We start from the raw sequence: 11,984 nt of genomic DNA on the forward strand, positions 1-11,984 counted from the left end.
GTGAACGGGCCGGGTGAGGCGCGTGAGGCGGATCTGGGGGTGGCTTCCGGCAACGGCAAGGGGCAGATCTTCGTGAAGGGGGAGGTCATCAAGACGGTCCCGGAGTCGAAGATCGTGGAGACGCTGATCGAGGAAGCGATGAAGATCGCGGAGCGGATGGAGGGAGAGGGCGCCGTCTCCGGCGTCCCCAGCGTCACCGCACGGGGCTGACCGCAACCACCGAGAGCTGAACGGGATCCGAAGGGGGCTCCAGCGTGACGATCTTGGAGAATGTTCGGGGGCCGCACGACCTGAAGGCGCTCCAGGGCGCCGAACTCCCCGCGCTGGCACAGGAGATCAGGGAGTTCCTGATTCAGGCGGTGGCGCGGACCGGGGGCCACCTGGGCCCGAACCTCGGGGTGGTGGAACTCTCCATCGCCCTCCACCGGGTCTTCGACTCGCCCGCCGACCGCGTCCTGTGGGACACCGGGCACCAGAGCTACGTACACAAACTGCTCACCGGGCGGCAGGACTTCTCGAAGCTGCGCTCCAAGGGCGGCCTCTCCGGCTACCCCTCGCGCGCCGAGTCCGAGCACGACGTCATCGAGAACAGCCACGCCTCGACCGTGCTCGGCTGGGCCGACGGCCTCGCCAAGGCCAACGAGGTCCTGAAGAGGGACGACCACGTCGTCGCGGTCATCGGCGACGGCGCCCTGACCGGCGGTATGGCCTGGGAGGCGCTGAACAACATCGCCGCCGCCCGCGACCGGCCCCTGATCATCGTCGTCAACGACAACGAGCGCTCCTACGGCCCCACCATCGGCGGCCTCGCCGACCACCTGGCGACCCTGCGCACCACCGACGGTTACGAACGGTTCCTGGCCTGGGGCAAGCAGGTGCTCCAGCAGACGCCGGTGCTCGGACGCCCGCTCTACGAGTCCCTGCACGGCGCCAAGAAGGGGTTCAAGGACGCCGTCGCGCCGCAGGGGATGTTCGAGGACCTGGGGCTGAAGTACGTGGGACCCATCGACGGGCACGACATCGAGGCCGTCGAGTCGGCGCTGCGGCGCGCCAAACGCTTCCACGGCCCCGTCCTGGTGCACTGCCTCACCGAGAAGGGCCGCGGCTACCAGCCCGCCCTGGACGACGAGGCCGACCGCTTCCACGCCGTCGGCGCCATGGACCCGCTGACCTGCGTCCCGCTCACCCCCGCCGGCGGCCCCTCCTGGACCTCGGTGTTCGGCAAGGAGCTGGCGGCGCTCGGCGGGGAGCGCGAGGACATCGTGGCGATCACCGCCGCCATGCTCCACCCCACCGGGCTCACCGAGTTCGCCGCGCGCTTCCCCGACCGGGTCTGGGACGTCGGGATCGCCGAGCAGCACGCCGCCGTCTCGGCGGCCGGGCTCGCCACCGGCGGGCTGCACCCGGTAGTCGCCGTCTACGCCACCTTCCTCAACCGCGCCTTCGACCAGGTCCTGATGGACGTGGCCCTGCACAGGTGCGGAGTGACGTTCGTCCTGGACCGGGCCGGCGTCACCGGAGTCGACGGCGCCTCCCACAACGGCATGTGGGACCTCTCCGTCCTCCAGGTCGTGCCCGGCCTGCGCATCGCCGCCCCGCGCGACGCGGCCCAGCTGCGGGCCCAGCTGCGCGAGGCGGTCGCGGTCGACGACGCCCCGACCGTGCTCCGCTTCCCCAAGGAGGCGGTCGGCCCGGACCTCGCGGCCCTCGGGCGGATCGGCTCGATGGACGTGCTGCGCCGGGACGAGGACGCCGAGGTGCTGCTGGTGGCGGTCGGGGTGCTCGCGCCCGTCTGCCTCCAGGCCGCCGACCTGCTCGCCGGGCGCGGCATCCGCTGCACGGTGGTGGACCCCCGCTGGGTCAAGCCCGTCGACGAGCAGCTCGCGCCGCTGGCCGAGCGGCACGCGCTGGTCGCGGTCGTGGAGGACAACTGCCGTACCGGGGGCGTCGGCTGGGCGGTCGGGCAGGCGCTGCGGGACGCCGGGGTGGACACCCCGCTGCGCACCTTCGGCATCCCCGAGCAGTTCCTCGCGCACGCCAAGCGCGCCGAGGTCCTCGCCGACATCGGGCTCACCCCGGTGGAGATCGCGGGACGGATCAGCGCCGCCCTCGCGGCGCGCCAGGACGCCGCAGCGGCGGCCGAGAAGGGACACGACGGATGACCGACGGCGGACCCAAGGGCTTCGACCTGGCCCGGCTCCTCGCCGAACGCGGCGGGGAGCGCTACGAGCTGCACACGAAGTACCTCAACCACCAGCTGCCGCGCATGCTGCACACCATCGGCTTCGACAAGGTCTACGAGCGGGCCGAGGGCGCGTACTTCTGGGACACGGAAGGCCAGGACTACCTGGACATGCTCGCCGGGTTCGGGGTGATGGGCCTGGGCCGCCACCACCCCGTGGTGCGCAAGGCGCTGCACGACGTCCTCGACGCCTCGCTCGCCGACCTCACCCGCTTCGACTGCCAGCCGCTGCCCGGCCTGCTCGCCGAGAAGCTGCTCGCCCACAGCCCGCACCTGGACCGGGTGTTCTTCGGCAACAGCGGTACGGAGGCGGTGGAGACCGCCCTGAAGTTCGCCCGGTACGCCACCGGCAGGCCCAGGGTCCTGTACTGCTCCCACGCCTTCCACGGGCTGACCACCGGCTCCCTCTCCGTCAACGGCGAGTCCGGCTTCCGCGACGGCTTCGCCCCGCTGCTGCCCGACACGGCCGTCCCCCTCGGCGATCTCGCGGCCCTGGAGCGGGAGCTGAAGCGCGGGGACGTGGCCGCGCTGATCGTCGAGCCGATCCAGGGCAAGGGCGTCCACGAGGCGCCGCCCGGCTATCTGCTCGCCGCGCAGGAGCTGCTGCACCGGCACAGGGCGCTGCTGATCGCGGACGAGGTGCAGACCGGTCTCGGCCGGACCGGCGACTTCTACGCCTACCAGCACGAGCAGGGCGTCGAGCCGGACCTGGTCTGTGTCGCCAAGGCGCTCTCCGGCGGGTACGTGCCCGTCGGGGCGACCCTCGGCAAGGAGTGGATCTTCAAGAAGGTCTACTCGTCGATGGACCGGGTCCTGGTCCACTCCGCGAGCTTCGGCTCCAACGCCCAGGCGATGGCGGCGGGCCTCGCGGTGCTCGCGGTGATGGAGGACGAGGAGGTCGTCGCCAACGCCCGCGCCGCCGGCGAACTCCTGAAGTCGAGACTGGCCGCGCTGGTCGACCGCTACGAGTTGCTGCACGACGTGCGCGGGCGCGGCCTGATGGTCGGCATCGAGTTCGGCAAGCCCTCCTCGATCCGGCTGCGCGGGCGCTGGACCATGCTCCAGGCCGCCCGCAAGGGCCTGTTCGCGCAGATGGTCGTGGTGCCGCTGCTCCAGAAGCACCGCATCCTCACCCAGGTCTCCGGGGACCATCTGGAGGTGATCAAGCTGATCCCGCCGCTGACGATCGGCGAGCGCGAGGTGGACCGCTTCGTCGAGGCGTTCACGGCCGTGATGGACGACGCACACGGCGGGGGTGGCCTGATGTGGGACTTCGGGCGCACCCTGGTCAAGCAGGCGGTGGCCAACCGGTAGCGCTTTTTGCCTCTGGGGCAAAAAATTTGCCCCAGAGGCAAGGCGCTGACTGAATGGAGTGCATGAGCACTCCCGCCGAAGGCGCCGGGGAGCCGGCGGGCCCCGCCCTCCCCGATGTCGCCCCGCGCCTGCGCGACCTGCGCCGCCGCCGGGGCCTCACCCTGGAGGCCGCCGCCCCGCGGGCCGGTCTCTCGCCGGCGCACCTCTCCCGCCTGGAGACGGGCGCCCGCCAGCCCTCGCTGCCGATGCTGCTGGCGCTCGCCCGTACCTACGGTACGACCGTCTCGGAGCTGCTGGGCGAGATGCCGCCCGGGCGCGAGCCCGTCATCCGGGGCGGCCGGGCCGAGCCCGCCGAGGCCGACGGCTGGACCTACCACCGGGCCGGGCACCCAGGCCGCGCCATGCAGGCCCTGCGCGTCGAGGTCCCGTACGGCACCCAGCGCGAGCTCGTCCGCGTCCACCCGGGCGAGGAGTGGCTGCACGTCCTGTCCGGGCGGCTGCGGCTCACCCTGGGCGACGCCACGCACGAACTCGACCCCGGCGACAGCGCGCACTTCGACTCGCTCACCCCGCACCGGATCTCCGCCGTCTCGCCCGGCGGGGCCGCGTTCCTGTTCGTCCACACCCTGCTCCAGAGCCCCGATCCGCACCCGCACCATCCGCACGGCTGAGAGGTACGACATGTCGCAGAACCAGGAACGGTCCGGCGTCGACACCCGGGAGACGAAGTTCCCCCGGGGTCTCGTGGTCCGGCTGTTCGCCTATCTGATCGCGGGCCACATCTTCGCGGCCTTCCTCTACCTGCTGTTCACGGTCGGCAAGTGACCCGGCGCGCCCGTTAGACGGCGTCCTCGACCAGCCGCTCGCGCAGCCGCTCACGGGTCTCGGGGGAGAGCCCGAGGCCTTCGGAGAGGTAGCGCTCGGTGCTGCCCCAGGTCTCCTCGATGGTCTCGAAGGCCGCGTCGAGATAGCCGGCGCGGGCGTCGAAGAGGGGGTTGAGCAGCTCCACGACCTCGGTGCTCAGGCCGGCGGGGGAGCTGTCGCTGCGGTGCATCTTGTAACGGCGGTGCGGGTCGTTGGACTTGAGGTAGTCGGCCTCGATGGCGTCGCGCTCGACGCCCACCGCGAGCAGCGCCACCGCGATGGACAGGCCCGCGCGGTCCTTGCCCGCCGCGCAGTGCATCAGGGCCGGGACGCTGTCCTCGGCGAGCGCGTGCAGCACCCGGCTGTGCTCGGCCGTGCGCTGCCGGATGATCGTGCGGTACGAGCGCGCCATCCGCTCGGCGCCCCGGCCGTCGGAGAGCACCGACCGCAGCTGGTTGATGTCGCCGTCGCGAACCATCTTCCAGAACTCCGCCCCGTCCGCCGGGTCCGTCAGCGGTATGTTCACGTTGCGCACCCCCGGCAGCTCCACGTCCGGGCCCTCCAGCTTCTGGTCCGCCGCGTTGCGGAAGTCGAAGACGGTGTGCAGGCCGAGCGAGGCGAGGAAGGCCGCGTCCTGCGCGGTCGCGTGGGCGAGGTGGCCGCTGCGGAAGAGCCGTCCGTACCGCAGCCGCCGGCCGGGCACGGTCGGCAGTCCGCCCACGTCACGGAAGTTGCGGACGCCGGAGAGCTCGGGTTCGGTCGAAGGGATCTGCGGAGTCTGCTGGGTCACGTTGGCTCCTGATGGGGGTCGAAAGAAGATCACGCCGCCTCGGTCCCGACGATACGACATGGGTTCCCGGGGCAATCATCTCGATCGTCTGGCCGGAATGCGACCCCTTCGCGCCCATTGCCCGCGCGATGTCCTGTCCCGAAGCCGGCGCCGCTGTTCGTGCCTGTGTGTACCTGTGCCGTACTGGGGCTCGGGATGCTCCGGACCGGGGGCGACGGGTGAGCCCGGCGGCTTTCCGGTCGCATCGGATCAAAACGGGCAGAGTGGGGCGATGGTGTGGGAGAGGGGTGAAGAGGGGCAGAACTTTCGACCTTATGGGGCGATTTGGTGGCCCCTGTCCATCTCCCGCTCGGCACAGGGGGATTACCCGTGAGCAGCGTCATATCCGTGACGTTCCGTGGTGGCGGCCCCGGATGAATTCCCCCGTCCGGCCGGGCCCGTTGGGAATGACGGTCGACGCAGGGTGACCGCGATTCCCGTAGGAATTCCCGGCCGGGAATGCCGAAGGGAAATCGGCACTTGTCGTGGCCCACCGGGCTCGCTTACGGTCACCGCAATCCGAGTGGACCGCCGAATCCTGCCACCGCTCGGAATCCGCACCCATCCACGCGTGGCAGGAGCGGGGGACCCAGGTAAGCGCCGTCCGGAATTCCGGCACGGCTCGGGGTGAAGCCGAAGCACCGTGACCGGTGCCCGGCCGGGCATCTCCAGCCCGAACCCGACAGCTCACCTCGCAGGCGCCGGAGAGGAATCCGCCATGCCCGCGAAGGGTAAGCACCGCCGTCCCAAGTCCAGCCCGATATCCCGGGGCATCGCCGCCGCCGGTACGGGTGGCGCCGCACTCGCCATCCCGCTGCTCGGCGCCACCGGCGCGCACGCCGCGGTGCAGACCGCCGCCCCCGCCACCGCGCCCCAGCAGGCCGCCCGCACCACCGGGACCCTCGCCGCCGCCGCGCCCCAGGCCGCCCCCACCACGTACAAGGTCAAGAGCGGCGACTGCCTCTCGCGGATCGCCGAGGACCACCGGCTCGGCAGCTGGCAGCGGCTCTACCGGGACAACCGCGAGGTCGTCGGCGCCGACCCGGCGCTGATCCGCCCGGGCATGAAGCTCGTGCTCGGCGCCAAGGCCAAGACCGGCGCGCCGCACGGGTCCGCCAGGACGACCACGCACGAGTCCGGCACGAAGGCGTCGACCCCCGCGCCCCGCACCCCGGCGCCGTCCTCGCCGGCCCCGGCCACGAACACCTCCACCACCACGGACCAGGGCTCCACCACCGCGGACCAGGGCTCCTCCACCGGCTTCCGCGCGCCGCTCGACAGCGTGAGCATCGGCACCCCGTACCGCATGGCCGGGTCCATGTGGTCCAGCGGCTACCACACCGGCGTCGACTTCGCGGCCGAGACCGGCACCACGGTCAGGGCCGTCGGCCCGGGCACGGTCGTCTCGGCCGGCTGGGGCGGCGCCTACGGCAACCAGGTCGTCATCCGGCACGCCGACGGCATGTACTCCCAGTACGCCCACTTCTCCCAGCTCTCCGTCTCGGCCGGGCAGACCGTGACCGCGGGCCAGCAGATCGGGCTCTCCGGCGCCACCGGCAACGTCACCGGCCCGCACCTGCACTTCGAGATCCGCACCACGCCCGACTACGGCTCGGACGTCGACCCGATCGCCTACCTCAGGCAGCAGGGCGCGGCTCTCTAAACGAAGCCGGCCGGCCCCGGTTTTGTCCGGTGGGCCGGAGGTATTCGGCGTATTCCCGCTGGGCGAAACTGACCGGGTGGTCTATATCACCCACCGTCAACCCCTCCTTACGGTCGCGTAGGTCACACCGGTAGGGGAAAGATATGGTCCCGTGGCAGACGATTCGAGATCATTCAACAGCGGTACGTTCGGGTCGTACACGGCGATCGGCGACAGCTTCACGGAAGGCGTCGGCGACCCCGGCCCGGACGGGGCGTTCGTCGGCTGGGCGGACAGGTTCGCCGTGCTACTGGCAGATCAGCGACCGGAGGGGGCCTTTCGCTACGCCAATCTCGCGGTCCGCGGCAGGCTCCTCGACCAGATCGTCGAGGAGCAGGTGCCGCGGGCCAAGGAACTCGCGCCCGACCTGGTGACCTTCTGCGCGGGGGGCAACGACATCATCCGGCCGGGCAGTGACCCGGACGACGTGGCCGAGCGCTTCGAGCGCGCGGTCGCGGACCTGAAGAGCACGATCCCGACGGTGATGGTGACCACCGGGTTCGACACGCGCGGGGTGCCGGTCTTCAAGCATCTGCGCGGCAAGGTGGCGACGTACACCGCGCACGTGCGCTCCATCGCGGACCGCTACGGGTGCCCGGTGCTCGACCTGTGGTCGCTGAAGTCCGTGCAGGACAGGCGGGCGTGGGACGGCGACCGGCTCCACCTGTCGCCCGAGGGGCACACCCGGGTCGCGCTGCGCGCCGCCCAGGTGCTCGGGCTCGCGGTGCCGGCCGACCCGGACCAGCCGTGGCCGCCGCAGCCGCCGCGCGGCACCCTGGAGGTGCGGCGCGACGACATCCAGTGGGCGCGCGAGCACCTGGCGCCGTGGATCGGGCGACGGCTGCGGGGCGAGAGCTCGGGCGACCACGTGGAGCCCAAGCGCCCCGATCTGCTGCCCCTCTGACGGGGCATCAGCCCAGTCGGCCCTCCGTGGGCCGACGGCGTCACCGACGGACCGCCCCGAGGGCGGCGCCCGCACGGCTCAGCCGTGCAGCAGCTTCCGCTCCGTCTCCGGGTCCAGTCCGACCCGGGGGCGGTCCGGCCGCTGCGGCGCCTCGCCGCCGAGGGACCCGAGCCACGCCCAGGTGTCGGCGACCGTCTCCTCGACGGGCCGGCAGTCGAGCCCCGCCAGCACGGCCTTCCACACGTTCGAGCCGTGCATCGTGTCGTGCAGCTCACCCGGCGGAATCCACACCGGCAGATGGTTCCAGGGCTCGACCCCGGCGGCCAGGATCGGCTCCGGGTCCGTCCAGCGCAGCTCCGCGCCGCCGCCGGTGACCCGCGCACACGCGTCGAGCAGCTCGCCCATGGTGGTGTGGTCCGGCGGGCAGACCAGGTTGTAGGGCCCGCAGAGCCCGAAGTCGGCGGCGCTCACGATCCACTCCGCCAGGTCCCGGACGTCGATGAACTGCACCGGAAGACCGCGCGGCCCCGGCGCGAGCACCTCACCGCCGCGCGCCATGCGCCCCAGCCACCACGGCAGCCGCCCGATGTTCTCGTACGGGCCGAGGATCAGCCCGGCGCGCACCAGCAGCGAGCGGTCGGGGCCGAACTCCCGCACCGCGGCCAGCTCGCCGCCGCGCTTGGCCTGCGCGTACGCCACCTCGCCCTCGGCGTCCGGCGACCCGTCGACCAGCGGCGCGCCCTCGTCCGCCCCGGCCGGGACCGGGTACGCGTACACGGAACGGCTCGACACGTACACGTACCGGGCGGCGCGGCCCTCCGCCAGCAGCCGGGCGGCGTCGCGGACCGCCGAGGGCGCGCCCGACCAGGTGTCCACCACCACGTCCCAGCGGCCGTCGGCCAGCGCCGCCAGACCGTCCTCGGCCGTCCGGTCGCCGAGGAGCGCCCGCACTCCGGCGGGCGGCTCGTGGCGGCCCCGGTGAAAGACCGTCACCTCGTGCCCCCGCGCCACGGCGGATTCGGCCACGGCACGTCCGACGAACTCCGTACCACCCAGTATCAACAGCTTCATGGCCGCAACTCTGCCCGCTCGCAGGGGTCCTGAGAACAGCTCCATGCTGAGGGCGAAATCGCGACACCCACCGGGCCGTGCGGGCACGGCCGGCGGGGCGGGGTGCGTCAGGGGCGGTAGAGCCGGCCCGGCTCCGGAGCCGCGGGGGCGAGCAGCTGGGGCACGGTCACGAAGGTGAAGCCGCGCGTCTTCAGCGCGTCGATGATCCCGGGCACGGCGGGCACGGTCCCGTCGTAGATGTCGTGCAGCAGGATGATGCCGTCGCGGTCGGCCTGGTCGAGGATGCGCTCGGTGATCAGGGCCGAGTCGTTGGTGGAGTAGTCCTTGGCGGTCGCGCTCCACAGGATCTGCGAGAGCCCGAGCTCCTTGCTGACCTTGGTGACCTCCTTGTTGGTACGGCCCTGGGGCGGCCGCATCAGGACCGGCTTGCGGCCGGTCAGCGCGGCCACCGCCTCCTGGGTGCGGTTGAGCTCGGCGCGTATCTCGGCGGGCTTGAGCTTGTCCAGGCGCTCGTGCGACCAGGTGTGGTTGGCGACCTCGTGCCCCTCGGCCGCGATGCGGCGCACGGTGTCGGGGTACTTCTCCACGTGGTTCGCGCCGAGCAGGAAGAAGGTGGCGTGCACCTTCTTCTCCTTGAGCGTGTCGAGCAGTTGGGGCGTCTTCACGCCCGGTCCGGCGTCGAAGGTCAGGGCTATGCACTTGGCCTTGCGGCAGTCGACCCCGGTGGCGCTGCCCGCGTCGGCGCCGGCCGCGGCCTTGCTGTCGAGCGCGTCGTCGCGGGCCGAGCGCGGCGAGACGGCGTTGTCGGAGCAGCCGGTCAGCGCCAGTCCGAGCGCGGCCACCGCCACCAGTGCGGCCGCGGACCGCCCCCGGGCACGGCGGACTCCGGAATTGCTGCTGCGCATGAGGCGACTCCCCTTCGGCCTGGACCTGAACATGCTAAGGACTATACGCGAGGTGTATACACGCAATGCATAGTGGGGTCGGGGCTGCGGCCGACGGACAGCAGGCCGACCGGCTACGACCGGCGCGATCCGGCCGGGCCGGCGCCCCGGCGCCGGGCGCCACCGGACCTGCGGGACGGACCGCCCCGGCGGCCGGCGGTACCCGGGGCCTTCTCCCGGCCGCCGGACCGCGCCGCGGGCCCCGTCGTCCCCGCGCGCCAGTGCGAGGGCCGGTCGAGTCCGGCCGGGAGTACGGTGGCGTCGTCGCCCCGGGCCGCGTTGACCTGTGTCTGGGTGAGGAAGAGGCAGTCCGTGAGGTCCGCCCCCGCGAGGTCGGCGTCCCGGAAGTCCGCGCCGATCACATCGGCGAGCCGCAGATCCGCCCCGCTCAGATCGGCCGCGATGAGGTACGCCCCGCGCAGGTCCGCGCCGCGCAGATCGGCGCCCCTGAGCCGGGCCCCGAACAGATCGGCGCCCCTGCGGTCCTTCCTGCCCCTGACCTCTGCGCGCACCAGTTCGCTGGTGCGCAGCAGCAGGGTGTTCACCCCGGCGCGGAGTTCGGCGACATCCAGCTCCAGGAGCGTGTCCACGTCGCTGAGGGTCAGCCGCTCGATCCGCTCCCGCTCGGCCGCCGCCCGGCGGTGGACCGGACGCGCGGCGGGACGGCTCCCCGCCTCGGCGAGGTACCAGAGCAGCTCGTGCAGCTGGCGCATCACCGGGAGCGCCGCGAACATCTGCCGCGACCCGTCCGGAGACTCACGCCAGTTCCGGCCGACGAAGGTGACCTGCGAGATCTTCTGGCCCGCGCCGAAGCAGTCGTACACCGTGCAGCCCTGGAAGCCCTGGGGGCGCAGCCGGTCGTGGATGCCGCAGCGGAAGTCCTGCTGGAGGTTGGCGCAGGGATCCCCGGCGGCCTTGTCGACGGCGAAGTCCGTGGACCGCGAGAACGCCAGCGCCACACAGCACAGGCCGAAGCAGTTCGCGCAGTCGGCCCGCAGCCCGGAGCGGTCGTCCACCGGGCCGGGCGCCGCCGCGGCCCGCTCCTGTACGCGGTTCTCGGATGTCTCGGACACGGCGGACGCTCTCCTGCGGTTCTCTGGGGCCCCGGGGGTGCCGCGTGACGGTGGGACGCGGGCCCGGGCGGGCACAAAGGAGGGTCGAGCCTACCGCCGGGAGGTCACACGGACCGCAACGGACCGGGCCGTGACGGACCGGACCGTGACGGACCGGTTCGCAGCGAGACGTCACCGGACGTACGAGACGTGCGGGCAACGGCCGCCGGGGGGCCGGGCCGGCCCGGCAGGCGCTACGCGGCCTCGTCGAGGTCGGCCGTCGTGGCCTGCGCCCACACCGTGAGCAGTCGCTCGTACTCCTCCGACGGCCAGCCGCCCTCGGGGTCCGTGCTCTCGACGAGGTCGCGGATCGCCGCGTTGGCGGCTTCGGCGTCCGGCAGTACGGAACCAGGCTGGTCGGAGGAAGTGGACATGCGTCCAGACTAGGGCCCCGGCCCGCCGTTCCGCTCCGTACAGTCATGCCAGGTCCATCACACAGTCATCGAGCGCTCCCCACACGACCTTCACCCCGCGGGGGCCCACCGGGGAATCCGGAGCCCCGCGCGCGCTGTTCCAGTGGCCATGACGGCATTCGACGCATCCGAGGAAGCCCTGCTCAAGCTGGTCGCACAGGAGAAGGGCGGCGTACTCGCCACCCTCAAGCGCGACGGCCGGCCGCAGCTGTCCAACGTGAACCACGCGTACTACCCGGACGAGGGCGTGATCAAGGTCTCCCTCACCGACGACCGCGCCAAGACCCGGAACCTGCGCCGCGACCCACGCGCCGGCTACCACGTCACCAGCGCCGACCGCTGGGCCTGGACCGTCGCCGAGGGGGTGGCGGACCTCTCCCCGGTGGCCGCCGATCCGTACGACGCGACCGTCGAGGAGCTGGTCCGGCTCTACCGGGACGTCCAGGGCGAGCACCCGGACTGGGAGGACTACCGGCGGGCCATGGTCCGCGACCGGCGCCTCGTGCTCCGGCTGCGGGTCGAGCGTGCCTACGGGCAGCCGCGCGCCTGAGCCGTCCCCGGCGGGCCGCCACCGCCGCACGGCGCGGTT

At 72.5% G+C, this 11,984-nt stretch carries 13 protein-coding genes and 1 riboswitch; of the genes, 8 read left to right on the top strand and 5 right to left on the bottom strand.

What is annotated here, in order from left to right; genetic code table 11:
- The 5 genes from ABZ404_RS12220 to ABZ404_RS12240 form a co-directional block, all read left to right on the top strand.
- Positions 1–210: flavodoxin-dependent (E)-4-hydroxy-3-methylbut-2-enyl-diphosphate synthase (locus ABZ404_RS12220; protein WP_358990350.1), on the top strand; the 210-nt coding region annotated here is incomplete at its 5' end.
- Between the two features lie 44 nt (positions 211–254).
- Positions 255–2,162, top strand: coding sequence for a 1-deoxy-D-xylulose-5-phosphate synthase (gene dxs, locus ABZ404_RS12225; protein WP_358834413.1), 1,908 nt, complete (start codon positions 255–257; stop codon positions 2,160–2,162).
- Positions 2,159–3,556: an aspartate aminotransferase family protein gene (locus ABZ404_RS12230; RefSeq protein ID WP_358834412.1), complete on the top strand. Its 1,398-nt coding sequence runs from the start codon at positions 2,159–2,161 to the stop codon at positions 3,554–3,556. Before dxs ends, ABZ404_RS12230 begins: the two co-directional genes overlap by 4 nt.
- 62 nt (positions 3,557–3,618) lie before the next feature.
- On the top strand, positions 3,619–4,227 hold the full coding sequence (locus tag ABZ404_RS12235) for a helix-turn-helix domain-containing protein (protein ID WP_358834411.1): 609 nt from the start codon (positions 3,619–3,621) through the stop codon (positions 4,225–4,227).
- Between the two features lie 10 nt (positions 4,228–4,237).
- Entirely contained in the window at positions 4,238–4,381 is a 144-nt protein-coding gene (locus tag ABZ404_RS12240) for a DUF6126 family protein (protein ID WP_358834410.1), read from the top strand.
- A gap of 13 nt (positions 4,382–4,394) precedes the next feature.
- Here the strand turns inward: ABZ404_RS12240 and ABZ404_RS12245 are convergent, their stop codons facing one another.
- The gene (locus tag ABZ404_RS12245) at positions 4,395–5,210 is read right to left on the bottom strand and encodes a tyrosine-protein phosphatase (protein ID WP_358834409.1); all 816 of its coding nucleotides are present in this window, start codon (positions 5,208–5,210) and stop codon (positions 4,395–4,397) included.
- Between the two features lie 558 nt (positions 5,211–5,768).
- A riboswitch (cyclic di-AMP (ydaO/yuaA leader) is annotated at positions 5,769–5,963 on the top strand.
- Between the two features lie 4 nt (positions 5,964–5,967).
- Here ABZ404_RS12245 and ABZ404_RS12250 point away from each other — a divergent pair.
- Positions 5,968–6,912: a LysM peptidoglycan-binding domain-containing M23 family metallopeptidase gene (locus ABZ404_RS12250; RefSeq protein WP_358834408.1), complete on the top strand. Its 945-nt coding sequence runs from the start codon at positions 5,968–5,970 to the stop codon at positions 6,910–6,912.
- Positions 6,913–7,063: 151 nt separating this feature from the next.
- Positions 7,064–7,855 carry an SGNH/GDSL hydrolase family protein gene (locus ABZ404_RS12255; RefSeq protein ID WP_358834407.1) on the top strand — a complete coding sequence of 264 codons (792 nt, stop codon included), beginning with the start codon at positions 7,064–7,066 and terminating at the stop codon, positions 7,853–7,855.
- Positions 7,856–7,933: 78 nt separating this feature from the next.
- Here ABZ404_RS12255 and ABZ404_RS12260 read toward each other — a convergent pair whose 3' ends face one another.
- The 4 genes from ABZ404_RS12260 to ABZ404_RS12275 all read right to left on the bottom strand — a co-directional run bounded on the left by ABZ404_RS12260 (position 7,934) and on the right by ABZ404_RS12275 (position 11,356).
- Positions 7,934–8,926, bottom strand: a complete 993-nt coding sequence (locus ABZ404_RS12260) for an NAD-dependent epimerase/dehydratase family protein (protein ID WP_358834406.1) — start codon at positions 8,924–8,926, stop codon at positions 7,934–7,936.
- A gap of 107 nt (positions 8,927–9,033) precedes the next feature.
- A complete protein-coding gene (locus ABZ404_RS12265) occupies positions 9,034–9,831 on the bottom strand; it encodes a polysaccharide deacetylase family protein (RefSeq protein WP_358834405.1) in 798 nt (265 codons plus the stop codon).
- A gap of 113 nt (positions 9,832–9,944) precedes the next feature.
- On the bottom strand, positions 9,945–10,943 hold the full coding sequence (locus ABZ404_RS12270) for a pentapeptide repeat-containing protein (RefSeq protein WP_358834404.1): 999 nt from the start codon (positions 10,941–10,943) through the stop codon (positions 9,945–9,947).
- A gap of 233 nt (positions 10,944–11,176) precedes the next feature.
- The gene (locus ABZ404_RS12275; protein WP_358834403.1) at positions 11,177–11,356 is read right to left on the bottom strand and encodes a hypothetical protein; all 180 of its coding nucleotides are present in this window, start codon (positions 11,354–11,356) and stop codon (positions 11,177–11,179) included.
- A 148-nt stretch (positions 11,357–11,504) separates the two neighbouring features.
- On the opposite strand from ABZ404_RS12275, the gene ABZ404_RS12280 reads away from it, so the two are divergent.
- Positions 11,505–11,945, top strand: coding sequence for a TIGR03618 family F420-dependent PPOX class oxidoreductase (locus tag ABZ404_RS12280; protein ID WP_358834402.1), 441 nt, complete (start codon positions 11,505–11,507; stop codon positions 11,943–11,945).
- The last annotated feature ends 39 nt before the right edge of the window (positions 11,946–11,984 follow it).

Origin of the sequence: Streptomyces sp. NPDC005878, assembly GCF_040629815.1 — a bacterium.
In the GTDB taxonomy this organism is placed as follows: domain Bacteria; phylum Actinomycetota; class Actinomycetes; order Streptomycetales; family Streptomycetaceae; genus Streptomyces.

Bases quoted from the DNA above. Each gene is read 5' to 3' on its own strand.
- ABZ404_RS12250 (WP_358834408.1), top strand. From the start codon at position 5,968: ATGCCCGCGAAGGGTAAGCACCGCCGTCCCAAGTCCAGCCCGATATCC.
- ABZ404_RS12280 (WP_358834402.1), top strand. From the start codon at position 11,505: ATGACGGCATTCGACGCATCCGAGGAAGCCCTGCTCAAGCTGGTCGCA.
- ABZ404_RS12230 (WP_358834412.1), top strand. From the start codon at position 2,159: ATGACCGACGGCGGACCCAAGGGCTTCGACCTGGCCCGGCTCCTCGCC.
- ABZ404_RS12275 (WP_358834403.1), bottom strand. From the start codon at position 11,356: ATGTCCACTTCCTCCGACCAGCCTGGTTCCGTACTGCCGGACGCCGAA.
- ABZ404_RS12265 (WP_358834405.1), bottom strand. From the start codon at position 9,831: ATGCGCAGCAGCAATTCCGGAGTCCGCCGTGCCCGGGGGCGGTCCGCG.
- ABZ404_RS12260 (WP_358834406.1), bottom strand. From the start codon at position 8,926: ATGAAGCTGTTGATACTGGGTGGTACGGAGTTCGTCGGACGTGCCGTG.
- ABZ404_RS12240 (WP_358834410.1), top strand. From the start codon at position 4,238: ATGTCGCAGAACCAGGAACGGTCCGGCGTCGACACCCGGGAGACGAAG.
- ABZ404_RS12235 (WP_358834411.1), top strand. From the start codon at position 3,619: ATGAGCACTCCCGCCGAAGGCGCCGGGGAGCCGGCGGGCCCCGCCCTC.